General features: G+C 32.9%; 27 protein-coding genes. 1 reads left to right on the top strand and 26 read right to left on the bottom strand.

Annotation, left to right across the window (positions count from 1 at the left end; translation table 11 throughout):
- Positions 1 to 1,648: ComEC/Rec2 family competence protein (locus CD155_RS05435; protein WP_258026343.1), on the bottom strand; the 1,648-nt coding region annotated here is incomplete at its 3' end.
- Between the two features lie 88 nt (positions 1,649 to 1,736).
- Here CD155_RS05435 and CD155_RS13085 point away from each other — a divergent pair.
- On the top strand, positions 1,737 to 1,877 hold the full coding sequence (locus CD155_RS13085) for a hypothetical protein (protein ID WP_256605056.1): 141 nt from the start codon (positions 1,737 to 1,739) through the stop codon (positions 1,875 to 1,877).
- On the opposite strand, the gene CD155_RS05430 is transcribed toward CD155_RS13085, so the two are convergent.
- The 25 genes from CD155_RS05430 to CD155_RS05310 form a co-directional block, all read right to left on the bottom strand.
- On the bottom strand, positions 1,874 to 2,335 hold the full coding sequence (locus tag CD155_RS05430) for a ComE operon protein 2 (RefSeq protein WP_002443177.1): 462 nt from the start codon (positions 2,333 to 2,335) through the stop codon (positions 1,874 to 1,876). The genes CD155_RS13085 and CD155_RS05430 overlap by 4 nt on opposite strands.
- A gap of 83 nt (positions 2,336 to 2,418) precedes the next feature.
- Positions 2,419 to 3,105, bottom strand: a complete 687-nt coding sequence (locus CD155_RS05425; protein WP_070831050.1) for a helix-hairpin-helix domain-containing protein — start codon at positions 3,103 to 3,105, stop codon at positions 2,419 to 2,421.
- Between the two features lie 62 nt (positions 3,106 to 3,167).
- Complete coding sequence (locus CD155_RS05420) at positions 3,168 to 3,887, bottom strand: class I SAM-dependent DNA methyltransferase (RefSeq protein ID WP_103212745.1); 720 nt, start codon at positions 3,885 to 3,887, stop codon at positions 3,168 to 3,170.
- Positions 3,888 to 3,889: 2 nt separating this feature from the next.
- Positions 3,890 to 4,243 (bottom strand): ribosome silencing factor, encoded by a 354-nt coding sequence (gene rsfS / locus CD155_RS05415; RefSeq protein WP_002443183.1) that lies wholly within the window; start codon positions 4,241 to 4,243, stop codon positions 3,890 to 3,892.
- Positions 4,244 to 4,828, bottom strand: coding sequence for a bis(5'-nucleosyl)-tetraphosphatase (symmetrical) YqeK (gene yqeK, locus CD155_RS05410; protein WP_002443185.1), 585 nt, complete (start codon positions 4,826 to 4,828; stop codon positions 4,244 to 4,246).
- A complete protein-coding gene (locus CD155_RS05405) occupies positions 4,815 to 5,387 on the bottom strand; it encodes a nicotinate-nucleotide adenylyltransferase (protein WP_002443187.1) in 573 nt (190 codons plus the stop codon). Before CD155_RS05405 ends, yqeK begins: the two co-directional genes overlap by 14 nt.
- Positions 5,387 to 5,677, bottom strand: a complete 291-nt coding sequence (gene yhbY / locus CD155_RS05400) for a ribosome assembly RNA-binding protein YhbY (RefSeq protein ID WP_002443189.1) — start codon at positions 5,675 to 5,677, stop codon at positions 5,387 to 5,389. Before yhbY ends, CD155_RS05405 begins: the two co-directional genes overlap by 1 nt.
- Entirely contained in the window at positions 5,671 to 6,486 is an 816-nt protein-coding gene (gene aroE / locus CD155_RS05395) for a shikimate dehydrogenase (RefSeq protein ID WP_103212744.1), read from the bottom strand. The genes yhbY and aroE overlap by 7 nt, the downstream gene beginning before the upstream one ends.
- A 14-nt stretch (positions 6,487 to 6,500) precedes the next feature.
- A complete protein-coding gene (gene yqeH, locus CD155_RS05390) occupies positions 6,501 to 7,601 on the bottom strand; it encodes a ribosome biogenesis GTPase YqeH (protein ID WP_103212743.1) in 1,101 nt (366 codons plus the stop codon).
- Entirely contained in the window at positions 7,602 to 8,129 is a 528-nt protein-coding gene (locus CD155_RS05385; RefSeq protein WP_103212742.1) for a YqeG family HAD IIIA-type phosphatase, read from the bottom strand.
- A 22-nt stretch (positions 8,130 to 8,151) separates the two neighbouring features.
- A complete protein-coding gene (mtnN, locus tag CD155_RS05380; RefSeq protein ID WP_002443198.1) occupies positions 8,152 to 8,838 on the bottom strand; it encodes a 5'-methylthioadenosine/S-adenosylhomocysteine nucleosidase in 687 nt (228 codons plus the stop codon).
- 305 nt (positions 8,839 to 9,143) lie between these two features.
- Entirely contained in the window at positions 9,144 to 10,400 is a 1,257-nt protein-coding gene (locus CD155_RS05375; RefSeq protein WP_103212741.1) for an NRAMP family divalent metal transporter, read from the bottom strand.
- 12 nt (positions 10,401 to 10,412) lie between these two features.
- Entirely contained in the window at positions 10,413 to 11,165 is a 753-nt protein-coding gene (gene pxpA / locus CD155_RS05370) for a 5-oxoprolinase subunit PxpA (RefSeq protein WP_002443202.1), read from the bottom strand.
- Positions 11,165 to 12,526, bottom strand: coding sequence for an acetyl-CoA carboxylase biotin carboxylase subunit (locus CD155_RS05365; RefSeq protein WP_103212740.1), 1,362 nt, complete (start codon positions 12,524 to 12,526; stop codon positions 11,165 to 11,167). The genes pxpA and CD155_RS05365 overlap by 1 nt, the downstream gene beginning before the upstream one ends.
- A 14-nt stretch (positions 12,527 to 12,540) precedes the next feature.
- A complete protein-coding gene (locus CD155_RS05360) occupies positions 12,541 to 12,990 on the bottom strand; it encodes an acetyl-CoA carboxylase biotin carboxyl carrier protein (RefSeq protein ID WP_103212739.1) in 450 nt (149 codons plus the stop codon).
- A 2-nt stretch (positions 12,991 to 12,992) separates the two neighbouring features.
- Complete coding sequence (locus CD155_RS05355) at positions 12,993 to 13,997, bottom strand: 5-oxoprolinase subunit C family protein (protein WP_103212738.1); 1,005 nt, start codon at positions 13,995 to 13,997, stop codon at positions 12,993 to 12,995.
- A complete protein-coding gene (gene pxpB, locus CD155_RS05350) occupies positions 13,987 to 14,718 on the bottom strand; it encodes a 5-oxoprolinase subunit PxpB (protein ID WP_002443209.1) in 732 nt (243 codons plus the stop codon). Before pxpB ends, CD155_RS05355 begins: the two co-directional genes overlap by 11 nt.
- Before the next feature lie 464 nt (positions 14,719 to 15,182).
- Positions 15,183 to 15,659, bottom strand: a complete 477-nt coding sequence (gene greA, locus CD155_RS05345) for a transcription elongation factor GreA (RefSeq protein WP_002443210.1) — start codon at positions 15,657 to 15,659, stop codon at positions 15,183 to 15,185.
- Positions 15,660 to 15,687: 28 nt separating this feature from the next.
- Positions 15,688 to 16,311, bottom strand: coding sequence for a uridine kinase (udk, locus tag CD155_RS05340; protein ID WP_002443212.1), 624 nt, complete (start codon positions 16,309 to 16,311; stop codon positions 15,688 to 15,690).
- A 1-nt stretch (position 16,312) separates the two neighbouring features.
- Entirely contained in the window at positions 16,313 to 17,581 is a 1,269-nt protein-coding gene (locus CD155_RS05335) for a peptidase U32 family protein (protein WP_103212737.1), read from the bottom strand.
- 18 nt (positions 17,582 to 17,599) lie between these two features.
- Positions 17,600 to 18,523 carry a peptidase U32 family protein gene (locus CD155_RS05330; protein ID WP_070872047.1) on the bottom strand — a complete coding sequence of 308 codons (924 nt, stop codon included), beginning with the start codon at positions 18,521 to 18,523 and terminating at the stop codon, positions 17,600 to 17,602.
- A 2-nt stretch (positions 18,524 to 18,525) separates the two neighbouring features.
- A complete protein-coding gene (locus tag CD155_RS05325; RefSeq protein ID WP_103212736.1) occupies positions 18,526 to 19,161 on the bottom strand; it encodes an O-methyltransferase in 636 nt (211 codons plus the stop codon).
- A 384-nt stretch (positions 19,162 to 19,545) separates the two neighbouring features.
- Entirely contained in the window at positions 19,546 to 19,872 is a 327-nt protein-coding gene (locus CD155_RS05320) for a DUF1292 domain-containing protein (protein ID WP_002443216.1), read from the bottom strand.
- Between the two features lie 13 nt (positions 19,873 to 19,885).
- Positions 19,886 to 20,314: a Holliday junction resolvase RuvX gene (gene ruvX / locus CD155_RS05315; protein WP_002443217.1), complete on the bottom strand. Its 429-nt coding sequence runs from the start codon at positions 20,312 to 20,314 to the stop codon at positions 19,886 to 19,888.
- 2 nt (positions 20,315 to 20,316) lie between these two features.
- Complete coding sequence (locus CD155_RS05310; RefSeq protein ID WP_002443220.1) at positions 20,317 to 20,577, bottom strand: IreB family regulatory phosphoprotein; 261 nt, start codon at positions 20,575 to 20,577, stop codon at positions 20,317 to 20,319.
- Positions 20,578 to 20,626: the final 49 nt, after the last annotated feature.

Below are 20,626 nucleotides of genomic sequence, written 5' to 3'. Positions count from 1 at the left end.
TATTACGGTATTGGATGAGTGTGATAATGGATTGTTCATTTTTATCTGAACTGGCGGGTATAAATGTATTGAAAAATTTTAATTTAGTTTCTTCAAAATTAATTTGAGAAATATTTTTAACCTCTTGAATTTTAATATTCTTCATCTTGCCTTCCTTTATAATATATTTTAATAAATCATTTGGAAAACCATCACTATTCAATATAATGTTTTTAATTTTTACGTGTTCAAATAGATATGGTAATTCTCCCATATGATCTGCATGTGGATGCGTTAAGATTAGATAATCAATCGTAGAAATTCCTTTTCTTTTAAGACTCGGAAGAATTTTAAACTTAGCTATATTATGATGACTAATACTTTTAGATTTGTTTTCATCTCCTTTACCTCCAGTATCTATCATAATCGTTTTATTGTTTCCTGTTTTGAAAAGTATACTATCACCTTGTCCGACATCAAACAGAGTTAATTCAGCATAACTTGGTTTATTAGTAAATGTGAGTAGAGATAATATGATTATAAATACTGATAAGGAAATAAACACCTTTTGATGTACGAATAAATAATAAACGATAATTATTGATAATATGAATAGCAGTAATTGCTTTTCACTTAAATCAGGGATATACCATTTATAATGAGATAATTTATAAAATAAATTGAGTAACAGATCATGAACGTTATACAAAAATGCCATATAGCGATTCATGATTTCGAAATGAGAAATTAAATGACTCGTGATGAAAAATAAGATAATAGATGGAAAAAGTAAGAAGCTATAAAATGGAACAAAAAGCAAGTTCGATAGAAAACCAATCCATTGGAATTGATTAAAATGATAGACGATAATAATGATAGACCCAAATTGGGCTATACATGTTATTGCTAAGAGACTTTTTATAGGTGTTAAATTTTTAAGAAATGGTTGAGCCATTAGAATGAAGAAGCAAATTAAAAATGAAAATTGAAAACCTATGTTATAAATATACCCTGGATAAACAATGTACATAATTATAAAAATTAATGAAAGTAAATTGAGAGAAGATTTTCTAAGAGATTTTGGGATTAATATCGCTAAAATGGCTATTGATATTGCTCTCACAGCGCTAGGAACAAAATCAGTATAAATAGCGTAAATAACTAATACGCATATGGTTAGGATCTTTATGACTAATAAAGGTGTATTAAATCTTACGAGAGATTGATGGATAATTAAAATAATTGCGGCTATATGTGTGCCGCTTATAGCTAATAAATGATATATTCCTATCTCTTTTACTTTTTCCTTATAATCTGGATTGATTAATGTCGTATTGCCAGTAATTAATGCAAGGATTCTATTAGGATATTTAACTCCTGAATGGTATATCTTGTTCGAAATGTATTCTTGATGATTATAAATCCATTGAAGATAACCATTAGTTTTACAAGAATTCAAGTTGATAGATGAAATCGTTATGGAAGGATGCTCATTATCAAACTTAAAATCCCCTTTTATTTTGCATGTCTTATTTTTTAAAGACGCATAAGTTTTAGGCATTTTGGTCTTAAAGAAAAATTTATATTTTTCATTCTTATATATAAGATAGCCAGTAGTGTACTTTTGTTTATTTTCTAATGATTTAAAACTTACATCATTTCGGAACATAGGATGATTTCTAAGATAATTTTGTGTTTTGGTTTCCTTTTGAGTATAAGAATAAATAATAAAATATGAAAGTATGGAAGAAGCAAACATGAATATAATAAGAGGGAGTTTGAAGTTCTTAATCGTCGCAAGTATGAACGCCAATAGAAATAGTGAGGTAGAGATAACTTTGAAATTCATCCAAAGTATCCCTACTAAAAATGAAAGTGCTATGTATATCATTGATTAACCTTGCGTAAGGTATTGTGCTACGTATTCTGGAGAGAATGGTATTCTTTTATATTCAATACCTGATTGTTGAAGTAGTTTAATAGCGTAGTCATGATTGTGATAATCTTCTGCATAATATATCGTCTTAATGCCAGCTTGAATAATTGACTTTGTGCAATTTAAACAAGGGAAATGAGTCACGTAAATTGTAGCGCCTTCTGTTGAAACACCTTGTTTAGCGCATTGTAGTAATGCATTCATTTCTGCATGTATTGTTCTAATACAATGACCATCTTCAATAAGGCAACCTTCATCAATGCAATGAACTTCCCCTGCTACTGATCCGTTGTAACCACCAGCAATAATTCTATTATCTTTGACAATTGTAGCTCCAACAGAGAGTCTTTGACATGTTGATCTCAAAGCTAATAAATGACTTTGAGCCATAAAATATTCTTCCCATTTAATTCTTTCCATGTGTAGTTGCCTCCTTATGTAGAAAAACAATTAATATTTATAGCTTAATCATTTAAGGCAATAAATGCAATAATGAATCAAAGCTAAATAGTAAAGTGTTCTTTTAATTTTTCGAACGTTTTCTCGCCAAACCCTTTAATCTTTTTTAAATCATCTATTTTATCAAATCTACCGTTTTGTTCTCGATAGTTTATAATTTCTTTAGCTTTTGTTGGTCCAATACCTGGGACTCCTTTAAGTTCTGATTCAGTCGCATTATTAAGATTGACTTGTTTATTTTCACTATTTTGATTCGTAGTTATTGGAGAATTATTATTTCTAATAGTATGAGGTTGCTCTCCTTTTGTGGGCACATATATTAACTTTTGGTCTATTAATTTTTCTGATAGATTAATTTGGGAAACGTCTGCATTTTTAGAAAGTTTTGCCTTATTCAAAGCGTCAATGACTCGTTCAGTCGATAGCATTTGATATACATTAGGATGCTCGACAGCCCCTTTAATATCAACATAAACTTTTTCCTTACTGTTTTCTTTATTACTCATATTCTTATTATTTGTATTAGCTTTAGTATGAGATTGATTGTTTTTAATCTCATTTGAATCTAGATGATGATCTTTTGGAAACTCATTCATTTCATTATTCTCATTATGAGATTCATCTTTGTTAGTCAAAGTAAGAATCGCGATAATGATTCCGACAATCCCTAATATAAAATATCGTTTCCATCGCAAAATAAAATCGATATACTTTTTATCTATATTAAACAAAAAATCACTCCTTCATACTTATCAACGTACGAACGAGTGATTTTACTTCTTAATGTTAATATTTATTTTTTAACAACGAAAAATAATCGATCAGCATCTTCTTCATGTTTCTCTAGATTGAAATCTGTGAAAGTTTCAATTTTTGTAAAACCTATCTCTTTTAATAGTGATTTATAAGTTTCTTCTTCATAGGTTCTTTGGTAATGCGATTCATCGAAACGTCGATAACTACCATCTTTCTCAAGAATAAAGAATGACATTTCATGATAAACACTCAATGGTTCATCACCACGAATAGCTTCCCATCCTAAGAAAACATCATCAGTTTCATCAATATAGCTTTGATTATTAAACAATGTATTCATCTTGTGAACCGTATGCACATCAAAAAGAAACACACCATCATTAGTTAAATGCTGGTATACTGATTTGAATGTATTTCTGACATCATCAATTGTAGATAAATAATTCAGTGAATCACAAAATATTGTAATAACATTAAACTTTTGGTTCAAATTAAAATCTGTCATATCTCCTTCTAACCATCTAACATTGTTAGATTTCTCGTTAGCAATCGTCAACATATCAATACTTAAATCCATTCCAGTTACATGTCCTAATGTGACTAATCGATGTGTTAAACTACCGGTGCCACAACCTAAATCTAGAATTTCATTAATTTGTTGCTTTGAAAAGGATTCAACAATATTGAACCATTCATCATACGGTTGGTCCTGTGTGAGTTGGTCATATACCAAACTCATATCTTCATACTGAGACATCTTTAAAAGACAGCCTGACCATATGATTCAACTGGAGCATCTTGATATAATTTCTCGATATTGTAATAATTTCTTTCGTCTTTGTGGAAAATATGAACTACAACATTGGCTAAATCAATAAGTACCCATCTTGCATCGTTATATCCTTCCATACGCTTTACATCAATATTTTGCTCATGAACAGCTTCTTTAACAGCTCTAGCAATAGATTGAACTTGACGTTCATTATTACCATGACACACAACAAAGTAGTCAGTCATATCACTGATACCTTGCATGTTAAGAGAAATTACATCTTCAGCTTTTTTGTTTTCTGTCGCTTCGACAGCAATATTTAATAATTCTTCTGAACTCATTTAATCATCCTTTATTCTTTCGTCACTATAATTATAATAATTCAAGCATGCAATCGTAGTGCCATATACCGTAATATCTTTACCAATTAAAAATAAAACTGTACGCTTAGAAATTTCATAAATTGTTTTATCTAAGCTACCTTGATTGTATGCCATATCTCTAATTTCTTCAACTCCGGGGGTCTTTCTGCCGGGTTCAATATAATCTGCAATAAAAATTAACTTCTCAGTTTTAGTCATTTGTTGACGACCAGTTGTGTGATATTTAATAGCTAATAAGACTTCTTCGTCCTTGATATGATAGTCATGTTCCATTATTGCAGCACACACTGGACCATGGAGGATTTCATTTCCGTAACTAAGTAAATCACTCTCTAACTCGCATTGTCTAACAATCTGATACATTTTACTTAAATCATCATATTTGCAATAATCATGCAGTACACCAGCCAATTCAGCTTTCTCTTTATCACCGTCATAAATCTCTGCTAATTTCACTGCTGTTTCTGCTACTCTTAAAGAATGATTATAGCGCTTTTCTGGTAGCTTATCTTTAACGAGTGCTTTAGCTTCATTTATATCCATAAAATCCTTCCTCCTGTATATACTTTTCTACCTTTTTAGGGACTAAAACTTGTATCGTTTGCTTATTTTTAATACGATTTCGTACCATAGATGAACTTATATCTATACGGGGAATTTTAATTGATATCATACCATTTTCTACTTCTTGATATGCCTTATCACGATTTACAATCACAAAGGTAATCATTTTCTTTAACTTTTCAATATTATACCACTGATCTAATTGCTCATATTGGTCTGTACCAATGACAAAGTAGAATTCATCATTAGGCTGTGATTGCTTTAATTCTGCTAAAGTATCATATGTGTAACTTTGGCCTTTTCTTTCTAACTCAGCCGTACAAATATTACCAAAGCCTAAATCTTCTATTACAAGCTCAATCATTTTCATTCGATAGGATGAATCTAGAAAATCATCATGTTCTTTCAAAGGTGCCATATAGCTCGGTAAAAAGTAGAACGCATCTGGCTGCAATTGATGATATATCTCACTAGCTACTACCATATGAGCGGTATGAATCGGGTTAAATTGACCGCCGTACAACACAATTTTAGCCATTAAGGTAACGTAATTTCTTTATTCTCTTCAGATTCTCTATACAGTACAATCATTGACCCGATTACTTGTACTAATTCACTTTTAGTCGCTTCACTTAGCGCTCTAGCTAATTCATTTTTATCGTCAAAATTATTTTGAAGCACATGAATTTTAATGAGTTCTCTATTCTCTAACGTTTCATCAATTTGATTAATCATATTTTCATTAATTCCACCTTTTCCTATTTGGAAAGTTGGATCTGTATTATGCGCTAAACTACGTAAATATCTTTTCTGTTTTCCAGTTAACATGATCTATCTCCTTTCAATTTATCTAGAACTGTCTGTTTCATCGTTTGGATATCAGGCATTTGATTCGTCCATATTTTAAAACTTTCAGCACCTTGATATACGAACATATCTAAACCATTATATATAGGATTGCCTTTATTTTCAGCTTCTTCTAAAATAGGAGTCTTATATGGAATATAGACAATATCACTAACAAGTGCATTTGTATTTAGATTTTTCAAATTTAAAACACTTTCTTTATTTTCAGCCATACCCGCAGGTGTTGTATTAATAATAATATCAAATTCATCTAAATAGCTTTCTGCCTCCACTAAAGAAATCGCATTAATATCAAGGTTCCAATCGTTGAAACGTGACATAGTACGATTAGCAACAGTTAATTTAGGATTCACAAATTTTGCTAATTCATTTGCAATACCCTTACTTGCTCCGCCTGCGCCTAAAATTAATATATAAGCACTTTCTAAATCATCATATACTTGTCTTAAACCTGTGACATAACCTATGCCATCAGTATTGTACCCTATCCATTTACCTTCTTTGATTAAAACAGTGTTAACGGCTCCAACAGTTTTGGATTGTTCATCTATTTCATCCAAATAAGGTAGGATTCGTTCTTTATGTGGAATTGTGATATTAAATCCATTGAGCCCCTTTTCTGTAATGATTTCTTTAATCAAATGAAAATCTTCAATAGGTATATCTAATGCTTCATAAGTGTAATCTAATCCTAACTTAGTAAAGTTAGCATTATGCATTACAGGAGATAAAGAATGAGATATAGGATGTCCAATTACAGCAAATTTCATTCTTCTCACTCCTTTTATAAAATAGAATTTCTTAATATTACATCAACATTTTTAGGGACGCGTACAATCACTTTTGCACCTTCATCAATTGTAATGAAACCTAATCCTGAAATCATAACGTCACGTTTTGCTTTTCCTGTTTCAAGTCTAACGGCCTTTACATTATTTAAATCAAAGTTCTCAGCGTTATGCGGTGGCGTTAAAACTGAACCTAATTGTGATTTCCAAAGCTCATTTGCCTTTTCGGTTTTAGTTCTATGAATGTTTAAATCATTAGAGAAGAAACATATTAAAGGTCTTTTACCTCCAGAAACATAATCAATTCTCGCTAAACCACCAAAGAATAGTGTTTGACCTTCATTTAATTGATACACACGTTGTTTAATTTCCTTTTTAGGCATAATGGTTTTTAATTCTTTTTCAGAAACATAATGTGTCATTTGATGTTCTTGAATAATTCCTGGTGTATCATACATAAATGTTGTTTCATCTAGTGGAATATCAATCATATCTAATGTTGTACCTGGGAAACGTGAAGTTGTTACGACGTCCTTTTCACCAACACTTATTTCGATCAATTTATTAATTAAGGTTGATTTACCTACATTCGTTGTTCCTACTATATAGACATCTTCATTATTTCTATATTGATTAATCGATTGTAATAATTCTTCGATGCCCCAACCTTTGTCTGCAGAGATGAGCACTACATCTTCGGCTTCAAGGCCATACTTTCGAGCAGATTTCTTCAACCATTCTTTCACACGACGTTTATTAATTTGTTTAGGAAGAAGATCAAGTTTGTTTGCTGCTAAAATAATTTTTTTATTTCCAACAATTCGCTTAATCGCGTTAATGAATGATCCCTCGAAATCAAATACATCGACGACATTCACAACGATACCTTTTTGATCTGACAATCCTGTTAATAAATTTAAGAAGTCTTCACTATCCATTCCAACGTCTTGCACTTCGTTGTAATTCTTTAACCTAAAGCATCTTTGGCAAATGACATCTTCACGAAACATATTATGTTTAGGTACATATCCTGGTGCGTTTTTATCTTCAGATTGTAGCGGTGCACCACAACCAATACATTTTAGTGTTTCACTCAATCAATTTTCCTCCCATTTGATATAACCTTTTTTTCTGAAATGATTCAACAAACGTCTTTCGATGAGACGATTGAATTTCGTTATAAATCCATCTGTTCGTTTAACTGGAACGACCATGATAGTATAAAGTCCATTACGATTACCACCAAAAACATCAGTCAACATTTGATCTCCTATGACTACTGTCTCTTTTGCTTGAATATTCATTTGTTTGATGGCTTTTTTAAATGCTTTGCCCATAGGTTTTCGCGCCTTGAAAATGAAATCTACTTCTAAATCTTTAGAAAAACTAGATACACGTTCTTCATTATTATTTGAAACAATCGTTACAGTGATACCTAATTTTCGAGCTTTTGCAAACCATTCTTTAATTCTTTCGGTGGGTTCTTTGACATCCCAACCCACAAGTGTGTTATCCAAATCAGTTACAATACCTTTGACTCCATTACTAGCTAATTTCTCAATATCTATTTCAAACACAGATTGTACATATGCATTGGGCATAAATAAATTTTTAACAATTCCCATTTTATATTTTCACCTTTACTTTTTATAATGATTTAACTAATAATTCAACAGTTTCACTAGATGAAACTGCAGCTTTTCCTAAGAATTCTTCAAAAGAGATTTCTGCTTCTCCATTAGCTAAATCTGATACTGCTCGTGTCACAATAAATGGCACTTTAAATTGATAACATGTTTGAGCGATGGCAGTAGCTTCCATCTCAACTGCCATTGCTTTTGGAAATTGAGATTTAATTTTACGGCGTTGTTCAACACTTCCGATAAAACTATCACCACTAACAATTAAACCTACTTTGCCATTTAAATCTTGTTGTTTAAGTATGGATATCGTCTTATCTAATAACTTAGTACTAGATTCGTAATGCTTAGGCATTTGAGGAATTTGTCCATAATCATAGCCGAATGCAGTTGCGTCTGCATCATGATAGGTTACCGTATCACTTACAAGTACATCTCCTACCGATAAGCTTTCGTCTAATGCACCGGCCGATCCAGTATTTATGATAAGGTCTGGATTAAATTTTTCTATTAATAAAGTAGTAGAGATAGAAGCATTTACTTTGCCAATCCCACTTTGAGTTAATACTATGTCTTTATTGTTAAGCGTTCCTGTATAAAATTTTACATGAGCGACGTTAATTTCACTTAAGTCAACAATTTTATCTTTAAGAATTGTCACTTCTTCTTCCATTGCTCCGATAATACCTATCATTTCTTTTTACACCTCTTTTATAAAGTCCTAGCATTGGTATTTTATCACATTTTAAAAGTCATCACGATAGAGATAAATCATTTCTCAAATAGGAGGTCGGGACAAAAGTGTTTAGGATTTGAGCAGAACCGAGCGATGAGCAAAATTGTTTCTCAAATTTTGTCGAATTGTGAGTGTTACTGCTGAAAATCCTGCTTTTGGGACAACGTTAATCGGTTTCCCAGAGCATAAAATATAAAGTTCCCAGTCTCTTCATTTTCACAAAAAAATACTCCACACCATAAAGATGTGAAGTATGTATATTATTAACCTTTCCAAAGGCTAGCTAAATCTTGTAGTGAAAAAATTCCTGTGATAATTGTTACGATAACTGCAACAATACCAAATACAAGCATCCAAGTAGGATGTTTGTAATCACCAACGATTGATTTCTTACGACTTGCGATTAAAATGGCACCTAAAGTAATTGGTAAAATCCAACCGTTAATTGCGCCTGCAATAATTAATAAGCTCACGGGCTTGCCAATAAATAAGAAAATCAATGTTGAAATGACGATAAATACAATTACAATTAAATTATTTTTATTGAATAAAGACTTATGAAACGTCTTTAAAAATGTTGCACTTGTGTACGCTGAACCAATCACTGAAGACATTGCGGCAGCAAAAATAACTACACCGAAAATATTCTTACCAATTGGTCCTATTGCATGTTCAAATACTGATGCTGGTGGATTATCTGAACTTAATGTCACACCAGTCACGACTACACCTAACACTGCTAAGAAAAGTAAAGTTCTCATAATACCAGTTGTCAAAATACCTGCAATAGCAGAACGATTGACGAATGGTAAAAATTCTTTCCCTTTCATGCCTGAATCGAGTAGTCTGTGTGCACCTGCAAATGTTATATAACCACCTACAGTTCCACCTACTAAAGTAATAATTGGTAAAATTAATTTAATAGGATGTTCTGGAGCAAAAGTATGAACTAATGCATCACCATACGGAGGGTTAGAAACAACCATAACATACGCAACGACTAAAATCATCACGACCCCTAAAATCATAGATACAACGTCCATAATCTTTTGACCACTTTTACTTATAAAAATTAAAATTGAGAAAATAGCAGTAATCGCTGCGCCCCATTTGATATCCAAGCCAAACATTGCGTTTAGACCTAGACCTGCACCTGCAATATTACCTATATTAAATGCTAATCCACCAAATGCAATTAAAATGGAAATAATGGTTCCTAGACCTGGAACAACTTTATTTGAAACTTCCTGTCCGCGTAACCCAGTAACTACAAGTACGCGCCAAATATTAATTTGAGCCCCTATATCAATTAATATTGAAATTAAAATTGCAAATGCGAAACTCGCATAAAATTCTGCAGTAAATACGGCTGTTTGGGTAAGGAAAGCAGGGCCGATTGCTGAAGTGGCCATTAAAAATACTGAACCGTATAATAAACGTCTATGACTTTTATTAAATTTGAATTCTTTTTTTGTCTGATTCGTGTCTTGCTTAGTACTTTGTTTTAAATTTTCTCCCATCGCTGGTACCCCCTATAAGGATTGAATATCAATGCCTTCTTTCGTTAATTTTTTTCTAATTTGAGTTACAAACTCTAGTGCGTGTTCGCCATCACCGTGTACACAAATGGTATCTGCTTTTAAGTCTATTTCTTTGCCATTTTTACTAATGACTTTGTTTTCGGTTACCATTTTTAATACTTGTTGTAGTGCTTCATCTGTATTACTAATCGTTGCATCTGGCTCTTTTCGACTTACAAGTTGTCCGTCATCTTCGTAACGTCTATCTGCGAAAACTTCTGAAGCCACTTTTAAACCAACTGCTTCAGCTTCAGTAATTAATAACGTATTAGATAAACCTACAAATACAAGTTCTGAATCAAAATCGTAAACCGCTTGTGCAATGGCATGTGCGATTTTAGAATCTCTTGCACCCATTTGATAAAGTGCGCCATGAGGTTTCACATGATTTATTTTCACACCATGAACCTTGCAAAAGCCATTTAGAGCGCCTAATTGGTAAATAACTAAATTATAGATTTCTTTTGGAGCAATATCCATTGTTCGGCGTCCAAATCCTTGTAAATCTGGTAATCCTGGGTGTGCGCCTATACCAATATTATTTTCCTTTGCAAGCTGGATCGTTTCGTTCATTACATTTTCGTCACCAGCGTGAAATCCACAAGCAATATTTGCTGATGTAATTAAAGGAATAATATCCTTATCTCCGCCAAATGAATAATTACCAAAAGCTTCACCTAAATCACAATTCAAATCAATTTGCATTATAGTTCCACCCCTTTAATAATTTGGTGTTTCTCTAAGAATTTAATATCTACATCTCTTGCATCGCCCTCAGCATACAATGGATAACTTAATACTGCATATAAGAAATCCGCTGTAGTTGTAAATCCTTCGATAACCATCTCATCTAGAGCCACTTTTAATTTATTAATTGCTGTTTGTCTATTTGAGTCTTTTACAATGACTTTAGCGACTAAAGAATCATAATACGGTGAGACCTGATATCCAGAATATAATAAAGAATCAACTCGAATATTAAAACCTTGTGGTAAATGTAATTTTTTTACTTTACCAGGCGTAGGTTGGAATTTCTTTTCAGGATTTTCCGCATTAATACGTGCTTCAATAACGTGACCATTAAAGACAATGTCTTCTTGTTGGAATGGTAATTCATCATGTTGCAATAAGTAAAGTTGAGCTTGTAATAAATCTCTATCAGCACGCATTTCAGTAACAGTATGTTCAACTTGTATACGCGCGTTCATTTCTATGAAATAGTGTGCGTCTTCCGTAACTAGAAATTCAATGGTTCCTGCGCTTCGATAATTTGATGCTCTAGCTACTTTAACAGCATCGTTACATATTTGTGCTCTTCTTTCTTCAGATAGAGCAGAACATGGTGATTCTTCAATAAGTTTTTGATTTTTACGTTGAACTGAACAATCACGTTCACCTAAATGGACATAATTATCTTTTCCATCACCAATGACTTGAACTTCAACGTGTTTCGCAACTGGTATAAAGGCTTCTACATAGACACGATCATCGTTAAAATATTTTTGTCCTTCACTTTTAGCTTCTTTTAAAGATTTCTCCAACTGGTCCGGTTCTTTAACGATTCGAATACCTTTACCGCCGCCCCCACTAGCAGCTTTAAGAACGACAGGATAACCTATATTTTCAGCGAGTTCTTTAATTTCTTCAACATTTTGAACTTCATCAGTTGAGCCAGGAATGACTGGGACACCAGCTGCATCTACGGTTTGACGTGCTGTGATTTTATCACCCATCAATTCCATCGTTTTCTTGTTTGGTCCGATAAAGTGGATGTCATTATCTTCAACAGCTTCTGCAAACGTAGTTGATTCAGATAAGAAACCATAACCAGGATGAATCGCATTCGCACCAGTCACTTCTGCAGCGGAAATAATGCGATCAATATTTAAATAACTATCTAGAGGGTTAGCTTCGCCGATACATATGGCTTGATCTGCTAAACTTACGTGTAGACTATCTTCATCGCCTTTCGCATAGATAGCAACAGTTTCAATCTTCATTTCTCTGCACGCTCGGATAATCCTTACGGCAATTTCCCCTCTGTTTGCAATCAAACAACGATACATAAGTTCATACCCCCTTACTTCACTTTAACTAGTACTTGATCATATTCGACATTTGTACCATGTTCAACTACGATTTCAGAAACCTCTCCACTTACATCACTTGTTACTTCGTTCATTACTTTCATTGCTTCGATGTAACCAATCACATCACCTTCATTAACTTGGTCGCCCACTTCAATTTGAGGATCAGTTAATTCTTTACTGTCTTGTAAAAAGAATGTACCTACCATTGTAGATTTGATTTCTTTAGCATCTGATGATGATTGACTTTCAGCTTGTGAGGATGATGTTTGTGTATTGGTATTTTCACCAGCTTGTACACTAGGCGCCCCGGCTACAGCTTGTGTAGCAGTACCTTCAGTAAAATCAAGTTCGATTTCGTTTTCAAAATCTTTATATTTAAATTTTTTAACATCATTTGATTTTACTAGATTTATAATTTCTTCAATTCTATCTAAATTCATTTTTAATTATCCTCCTTGATAAGTGATGCTAATTTTTTAGAAGTAGCTCTCACATTATCTAAATTAAATAGTGGTTGTTCTGTAACATTTTTAATTAATTCTTTAAAAGTCTGCTCGAATTCTTGTAATTGTTGTGTTGCTTCTTCTACTGATATCCATTCAAAGTGGATTGTTTCACCAGGTTTAAGTTGCGCTAACTTTTTCAAATCGAGCTGTGTCACAGTAGCAATTTTAGTGTATCCGCCTACAGTTTGTTTATCATTTAAGAGAATGATAGGATTACCGTCATTAGGAACTTGAATACTTCCCAAAGCAACAGGTTCAGAAATGATATCAGCTGTCTCCTTAGGAGCGACAGATGGCCCATTTAATCTGTATCCCATACGATCAGATTGGTCAGAAATTTTAAATTCTGATTCAACAAATGTCGTTACTGCTTCTTCTGAAAATGAATTAAACTGTGGGCCTTTAATCACATGAATGACATTATCTTCTGGTAAGGCTTGATAATCTACAGCTTTACCTAAATTTTCTTTAAAATATTCATTGGATTGAGTAGGAATAACATCATCTTTTTTAAGCACACGACCTTGAAAACCACCTAGTCCACTTCTCGTATGTGTAGAGTAACTATCAGCAATTTTCTCTATGTTTAATGGATTACCAAAAACAAGATAGCCTCTTGCGCCCTCACTAATCTGGCCGATTTCCAACACATCATTTTGTTTTACCTCATAAACGGCTTGAGTGTCTATAGGTTTGTCATTTAATTTTGCGTTTGATGTGCCACCAATAATAGTAAACGTGTTATCCCTTAAAAAGTGTATTTTAGGTCCTATTACTGTATATTCAATTGCTGGACCTTCGTTGCCAATAAGTGTTTGTGCGACTTTCAAACTGTATTGGTCTAGTGCACCAGCTCCTGAAAAACCTAAATCCTGATAACCTATTCGTCCTTCGTCTTGAATCGTTGTAAATAAGCCAGGTTGTAATATTTTAATACTCATCTTGATATGTCACCCACTTATCTATATCAAAATTTCCATTACGGATGTCCTCAGAAAGTTGATCGTATTCTTCTTGATCGATTTCATAAAACTGAATGTAATCACCGGCCTCATACATTGTCATAGGTTCTCGATTTAAATCAAAAACTTTTAATGGTGTACGTCCAATGATTTGCCATCCACCAGGAGAGTCCATAGGATAAAGACCTGTTTGATTGTTGGCAATGCCTACTGATCCAGCTTCAATTTTAAGTCTTGGTTCTGAACGTCTAGGTGTATGCAATTTCTTATCTAGTCCTCCTAGATATGGAAAGCCAGGCATAAAGCCTAGCATGTATATGAGATACGGTTGCTGAGTATGTATTTGTACAACTTCTTTCTCAGATAATTGATTATGTTCTGCAACTTCTTCTAAATCAGGACCATAATCATTTCCATAAAGTACAGGTATTTTAATAATACGTTGATGACTTTGATGTCCATCATCTTTATTTTGTAAACGGTTAAGTTCTAAATTTTCTAACAATTCATTTCCTTTGATTTTTGTATTATCAAAATAAATAAGAATTGCTCGATAAGATGGAATAATTTCAGTTATTTCAGGATGTGATTGTTCTTTTATGTATTCGACTGTTGCTCGAACTTGCTCATATGTTTGTTCACTTATTTCATTATTGAAATATATCATTACAGTTTGTTCGTTGATTAATTGTGTTTCCAACTTTAAAATCCCTCCCCTTTGTAATTTTTAAGGATTTATTTGCTGTAACTATTTAATTGTATCATTGCATTAGAAGATTTGCTTAATAATTAATTCAAATAGTTTGTAATAACCAATAATAATTTGAATTAAAGCATTTTTACTTTGCCAAAATATTGCATCTTCATATCAAAAAAATTACTAATTTTTATTTAATCATACATATTATTTTTTGTCATCGCATATATGCTTAATGACAAAAGTATTTTATCCTATCATTTTTTAAATAAACTTCTTTACATTTACGAAAGTACCTTTTAAGATAAAATTCCATCAATAATACTATAAAAAAATGAGCGAAGACATGAAAGTTCATTCTTAAGAATCGATATCATGTCCTCGCTCTAATAATAAGGATAATTAATATTGAAATAAGTTCATCTCAATACAATTTTTGTTAAATTTTCTTATCTATATGCTGTTTATTATTTAATATCTACGATTTTAACGTTGATTTCTCCACCATTTGGTAGTGGCACGCGTACTTCATCATTTAAACCTTTACCAATAAGCGCATTTGCCATTGGAGATTCATTAGAAATTTTACCTTTAAAGGCATCTGCTTCAGCAGAACCTACAATTTGGTAACTTTCTTCTTCATCGCCTGGGAGCTCGATGAAAGTAACCGTTTTACCAATTTGAACAACATTGTTATCACCGTTATCTTCAATGATAAGCGCATTTCTAATCATGTGCTCAATACGTTGGATATCTTGTTCGATGAAACCTTGTTCGTCTTTAGCTGCATCATACTCAGAGTTCTCTGATAAGTCACCGAAAGAACGAGCAACTTTAATTTTTTCTACTACTTCAGGTCTTTTAACTGTCTTTAATTCTTCTAATTCTTGTTCAAGTTGTTCATAACCCTCTTGAGTCATTGGATATTGTTTTTGGTTTTCCATAATGTCATCTTCCTTTACTATTAAGTTACTATTTTTTGCTAACGAGTGATTGAATTTTTGTAGTCATAATATCTATTGCGACCTTATTACTTCCACCTTCAGGAATAATAATATCTGCATGTTTTTTCGTTGGTTCGATAAATTGTTCATGCATAGGTCTGACCACATTTAAATATTGATTAATGACAGATTCCATAGATCGACCTCGCTCTTTTGTATCACGAGTTAATCTACGTAAAATTCTTAAATCTGCATCTGTATCAACATAAATTTTTACATCCATCATATCTCGTAAAGTTTTGTTTTCTAAAGCAAAGATACCTTCTACGATAATAACATCTTTTGGTTCAAATGCAATCGTTTCCTTACTTCGTGTATGATTTGCATAATCATAAGTAGGTACTTCTACTGCTATACCATTTCGTAAATCTTTAAGATTCTGAATAAGTAAATCATTATCGAATGCAAATGGATGATCATAGTTCGTCTCAAGTCTTTCTTCAAAAGTTAAATGAGACTGGTCTTTATAATAGTAATCTTGGGCTAAAAGTGCAACACTATGCCCCTCTAATTCCTTCATGATTTCATTTGTGACCGTTGTTTTGCCGGAACCAGAACCGCCAGCAATACCTATAATAGTAGTTTGATTCATACTAGCCGATTTCCTTTCTCATCATGTTATTTGCATAAATAGGTTGATCGACTTTAATTTGAACAATTTGTAATGGGTGTCTAGCAGCATCTAAACTATTACCTTCCTCATCATAAATTGCTTCAACAACTTGTTTAAAACTTTCAATTTCTGGACCGAAAAATTCTATTTCTTGGCCTGGTTTAAAGTGATTTCGTTGTTGAATTGTCGCAAGTTGAGTTTGTTCGTCATAATCAAGCACAAGTCCACAGAAGTCGTATGCTGATTTCTTAGATTGTGCTTCACCAAACATTTGCTCTTCATATCCAGGCGTACCTTGGAAGAATGCTGGAGCGGTATCGCGGTTTGCACATTTTTCTAGTTCTTTGAGCCACTCTGGTTTAATTTTGAAGTTTTGTGGATCTTCCGCATATGCATCTATAACTTTACGATACACTGAAACGACTGTTGCAATGTAATGGATAGATTTCATTCGACCTTCGATTTTTAAAGAATCGATGCCTAGTTCCATCATTTGTGGGATAGATTCTATTAATTTTAAATCTTTAGGACTCATAGCAAATGGAATCACGTCGCCATCTTCATAATACAAATCAAGTTCTCCGTCATCATCCACTTGTAACAAATCATAATCCCAACGACAACTTTGACAACAACCTCCACGGTTTGAATCACGCGCCGTCATATGATTACTTAATGTGCAACGACCTGAATATGCTATACACATTGCTCCATGAATGAAAGCTTCTATCTCGATATCAACTTTCTCTTTCATCTCTTTCATTTCCATTGAGCCTGTTTCTCGGGCTAATACGACACGGTCTAGCCCTTCCTCTTTCCAAAATTCAACTGCCTTGTAGTTTGAAAGTGATTGTTGTGTTGATAGATGAATTTCTAAACGGGGTGCGACTTCTTTACATGTTTCAATAATAAGTGGATCAGCAACAATAATTCCAGTTGCGCCAGTAGCATCTAATTCACGTAGATAATCTTCTAAACCGTCAATATTCTCATCATGTGCAATTATATTGGTAGTCACGTAAATTTTAGCACCATAACGGTTCGCAAAAGCCACACCTTCTGCAATTTCTTCCATAGTGAAATTATCTGCATTTGAGCGTAAACCGTACTCTTGACCACCTAGAAATACTGCGTCAGCACCATAGTGTACCGCAATTTTAAGTTTCTCTAAGTTACCAGCTGGTGCGAGTAATTCCGGCTTTTTCATTTTGGTTTTTGAACTTGATTGAACTTCTTCTAAAGTTTTCATTTGTAATGATAAGCCTCCCTAATATACCGTTTGCTTATATAAGAAACCTTCGTCAAATGGACGATGTTCAGGTTGAATCTCCTCAATAGGATCAACTAACATGAATTTTTCATCGTCATAAGCTTCTGGATCTTCGTTATATAAATCAATAGCTTCTCTATATTGTTCTGTAACCACATTGATATACGCTTCACTTTGTAAAACACCATCAATTTTAAACGCATCAATACCTGCTTCAAAGAATGGTTCTAATTCTTCAATTAAGCATATATCATTTGGAGACATAATGTGCGTACCATTATAATCCTCGAATACAGGATATTTATTGTCGCGTTCTTCATCATATAGTAGTAAATCATTCTGCGATTCATTACGTTGAATTTTCATCTGTCTATCTTGAAAAGTATAATAATTACCTAAAAGCATGCGTTTAGATTGGAACATACATGTCATTCCATGCACTTGTACTTCTATTTCAACATTGGCATTTTCTTTAATATTGATGATTTCATCTAAACTCAATTCTCTAGCGAGTACCGCTCTTGATGCGCCCTTCTTACCCCAATAATTACATTGGAAATAGTTAGTCACAAGTGTTTCAGCATCCCAATGAAGAGGGATCGGATGAGCTTGCTTTTTAACAAACATCACGACAGCAGGGTCTCCAAATATAATTCGATCTACACCTATGTCATGTAAAAATTGTATGTAGTCTTCTAAAGCATCCAAATGATAATTATGGAAAAGCCCATTAACAGCAGCGTAAACTTTCTTATTGTGATGATGTGCGAGTTGAACCGCTTCTTTCATCATCTCTCGATTAAATTCTCCCGGAAGTCTTAAACCAAATTTTTGTTCACCAATAACAAATGCGTCTGCACCTTTCTCTATTAGTGTTTCCATATGAGTTATTGACTTAGGAGTAACTAATAATTCAACCATAGTCATTCTCCTTTAATTGATATTGCCAAACCATCGTCCATATTTAAAAAGTTCGTCGTATATCCTGATTGATTCATTAACCATTGATTATATTGTTGTACCTTTTTAACCATTTGTCGTACATTTCTTGACCGTACGATATCAATATTTGAAACAAATCCATGATATAACACATTGTCAGTTACTACGAGCCCACCTTTTCTTAATAAAGGCGTGTATAACTCGAAAAATTTTTTTGATTGTGCTTTTGCAGCATCAATAAATATCATATCATATAGTCTATCACTGACACTGTCATACATTTCGAGTGCATCACCTTCAATTAATCTAATTTGTTCTTCGTAATGATATTCTTGAAAATGATGTCTCGCTTGTGCCAGCATATCTTCGTTGCGTTCAATGGTAGTGACCTCTATATCATTAGCCACTGAAGCAAATTGCATAGAACTATAACCGATAGCTGTACCGATTTCTAAAATTTGTTTAGTATGATTCATACGAATTAATTGTTTAATCATATCTAAAGTGAGTTTGTCTACAATCGGAACTTGATTGTCTTCAGCGTAAGATCTTAAATTCTCAATATTTGTATCTAATCTTTGATGTAATTGAGTTAAATAATCTTGGTTTAAATCCATTTAAAATAACTTCCTTTACAGTGATAACTACAATGATTTGTAGACATAAAATAAATCAGTCCAACATTGATTATATCTTAATCAATAAGTATGACTGATTTCTAGAATGGTGCTTCTATATCTTTCATATTAGAAGTAAATAATCGTTTCATAGAAATTAACTTTACATATTTTACCATAAATTGCTCATAAATATAAGAGTTAAATAAGTATTAAGGGAGTAAGACAAAAATATCATTCAGCTAAAATTAATTTCGTGGGCCAACCCATCAAGGATGACGTATTGAATATAAAAAGAGCAGTAAGAAGATTTCAAATTGAAACCATCTTACTGCTATCATTTTCAGGGGATAATCTCCCCAGCTGTGCTACCATTTAAATCAATTATTCATTGATTTCTGTATTAACTACCTCTTCGATCATATCCCATTCCTCATCTGTTTCGATTGGTACTAATTTACCGCCATCTCCAGATTCGTCAGGTTCGTTAATCATTGGTACAAGTTCAATCATATCATCTTCGTCTGATTGTGCACCTTCTTCAGCTAATACAACATATTCTTTTTTGAATTCAGGATGATAAAATTCTAACATTTTACGGTATAAAACTTCATTGCCATCTTCATCGAATAAAGTTAATAATTCTTCCTCGTTGTTAATGTTTAAATCAGAATCATGATTGTGTTCATGGTTATGGTTATGTTCAGTCATTTTTATATCTCCTTTATTGGATAGAGTCTAAATAGCCTTGTAATATAAACACAGCTGCCATTTTATCTATTACTTTTTTACGTTTTTGTCTAGAAACATCCGCTTCTAAAAGCGAGCGTTCAGCAGCCATTGTGCTTAATCGTTCATCCCACATAATTATTTCTATGGATGGTAAGGCTTCTTGAAGCTTCTCCTTGTATTGTAACGAAGCCTCACCACGAAATCCAATAGAATTATTCATATTCTTTGGTAAACCGATGACGACGGTGCCTACTTGGTTATCTTGAATAATTTCTACTAACTTTTCTATACCTAATTCATTTTGTTCTTCGTTGATTCGGAGTGTGTCTAAACCTTGGGCAGTCCATCCCATTAGGTCACTTATAGCAATACCAACAGTTTTGCTTCCCACGTCTAAGCCAATAATTTTATGTTTTAACATATTTATTGATCAGACTCTTTTAAATAATAAGAGACAAGCTCTTCCATAATAACATCTCTATCAATATGGCGAATTTGGTTTCTTGCTTCATTTTGGCGTGGAATGTAAGCCGGATCGCCAGAAAGCAAATAACCTACTATTTGATTTACGGCATTATATCCTCTTTCTTCCAATGTACGGTGTACATTTTTAAGTACTGCTTTGACATCTTCTTTCGGAATTTCTTCATAGTCAAATTTCATTGTTTTATCAAAATTTTCCATACGTGACACTCCTTTTTATGCGTATTATCATTCATTATAATTCTACAAT

Origin of the sequence: Staphylococcus caprae (genome assembly GCF_002902725.1) — a bacterium.
Taxonomy (GTDB): Bacteria; Bacillota; Bacilli; order Staphylococcales; family Staphylococcaceae; genus Staphylococcus; species Staphylococcus caprae.
The sequence above is the reverse complement of the archived record's forward strand: the minus strand, read 5'-3'. Positions and strand labels throughout refer to the sequence as shown.

Excerpts from the sequence above, each read along its gene's own strand:
- mtnN (WP_002443198.1), bottom strand. The coding sequence starts at position 8,838 with ATGATAGGTATTATCGGAGCAATGGAAGAAGAAGTGACAATTCTTAAA.
- CD155_RS05320 (WP_002443216.1), bottom strand. The coding sequence starts at position 19,872 with ATGACTGAACATAACCATAACCATGAACACAATCATGATTCTGATTTA.
- CD155_RS05405 (WP_002443187.1), bottom strand. The coding sequence starts at position 5,387 with ATGGCTAAAATTGTGTTGTACGGCGGTCAATTTAACCCGATTCATACC.
- CD155_RS05310 (WP_002443220.1), bottom strand. The coding sequence starts at position 20,577 with ATGGAAAATTTTGATAAAACAATGAAATTTGACTATGAAGAAATTCCG.
- rsfS (WP_002443183.1), bottom strand. The coding sequence starts at position 4,243 with ATGAGTTCAGAAGAATTATTAAATATTGCTGTCGAAGCGACAGAAAAC.
- CD155_RS13085 (WP_256605056.1), top strand. The coding sequence starts at position 1,737 with ATGAATATAATAAGAGGGAGTTTGAAGTTCTTAATCGTCGCAAGTATG.
- CD155_RS05430 (WP_002443177.1), bottom strand. The coding sequence starts at position 2,335 with ATGGAAAGAATTAAATGGGAAGAATATTTTATGGCTCAAAGTCATTTA.
- CD155_RS05420 (WP_103212745.1), bottom strand. The coding sequence starts at position 3,887 with ATGTCTCAGTATGAAGATATGAGTTTGGTATATGACCAACTCACACAG.
- greA (WP_002443210.1), bottom strand. The coding sequence starts at position 15,659 with ATGGAAAACCAAAAACAATATCCAATGACTCAAGAGGGTTATGAACAA.
- yqeK (WP_002443185.1), bottom strand. The coding sequence starts at position 4,828 with ATGGATATAAATGAAGCTAAAGCACTCGTTAAAGATAAGCTACCAGAA.
- yhbY (WP_002443189.1), bottom strand. The coding sequence starts at position 5,677 with ATGTTAACTGGAAAACAGAAAAGATATTTACGTAGTTTAGCGCATAAT.
- ruvX (WP_002443217.1), bottom strand. The coding sequence starts at position 20,314 with ATGTTAAAACATAAAATTATTGGCTTAGACGTGGGAAGCAAAACTGTT.
- udk (WP_002443212.1), bottom strand. The coding sequence starts at position 16,311 with ATGAATCAAACTACTATTATAGGTATTGCTGGCGGTTCTGGTTCCGGC.
- pxpA (WP_002443202.1), bottom strand. The coding sequence starts at position 11,165 with ATGCAAATTGATTTGAATTGTGATTTAGGTGAAGCTTTTGGTAATTAT.
- CD155_RS05355 (WP_103212738.1), bottom strand. The coding sequence starts at position 13,997 with ATGAGTATTAAAATATTACAACCTGGCTTATTTACAACGATTCAAGAC.
- CD155_RS05330 (WP_070872047.1), bottom strand. The coding sequence starts at position 18,523 with ATGGTTGAATTATTAGTTACTCCTAAGTCAATAACTCATATGGAAACA.
- CD155_RS05360 (WP_103212739.1), bottom strand. The coding sequence starts at position 12,990 with ATGAATTTAGATAGAATTGAAGAAATTATAAATCTAGTAAAATCAAAT.
- CD155_RS05365 (WP_103212740.1), bottom strand. The coding sequence starts at position 12,526 with ATGTATCGTTGTTTGATTGCAAACAGAGGGGAAATTGCCGTAAGGATT.
- CD155_RS05375 (WP_103212741.1), bottom strand. The coding sequence starts at position 10,400 with ATGGGAGAAAATTTAAAACAAAGTACTAAGCAAGACACGAATCAGACA.
- CD155_RS05325 (WP_103212736.1), bottom strand. The coding sequence starts at position 19,161 with ATGGATTTAAACCAAGATTATTTAACTCAATTACATCAAAGATTAGAT.
- aroE (WP_103212744.1), bottom strand. The coding sequence starts at position 6,486 with ATGAAATTTGCTGTAATTGGACATCCTATATCTCATTCTTTATCTCCT.
- CD155_RS05385 (WP_103212742.1), bottom strand. The coding sequence starts at position 8,129 with ATGGGAATTGTTAAAAATTTATTTATGCCCAATGCATATGTACAATCT.
- CD155_RS05335 (WP_103212737.1), bottom strand. The coding sequence starts at position 17,581 with ATGAAAACTTTAGAAGAAGTTCAATCAAGTTCAAAAACCAAAATGAAA.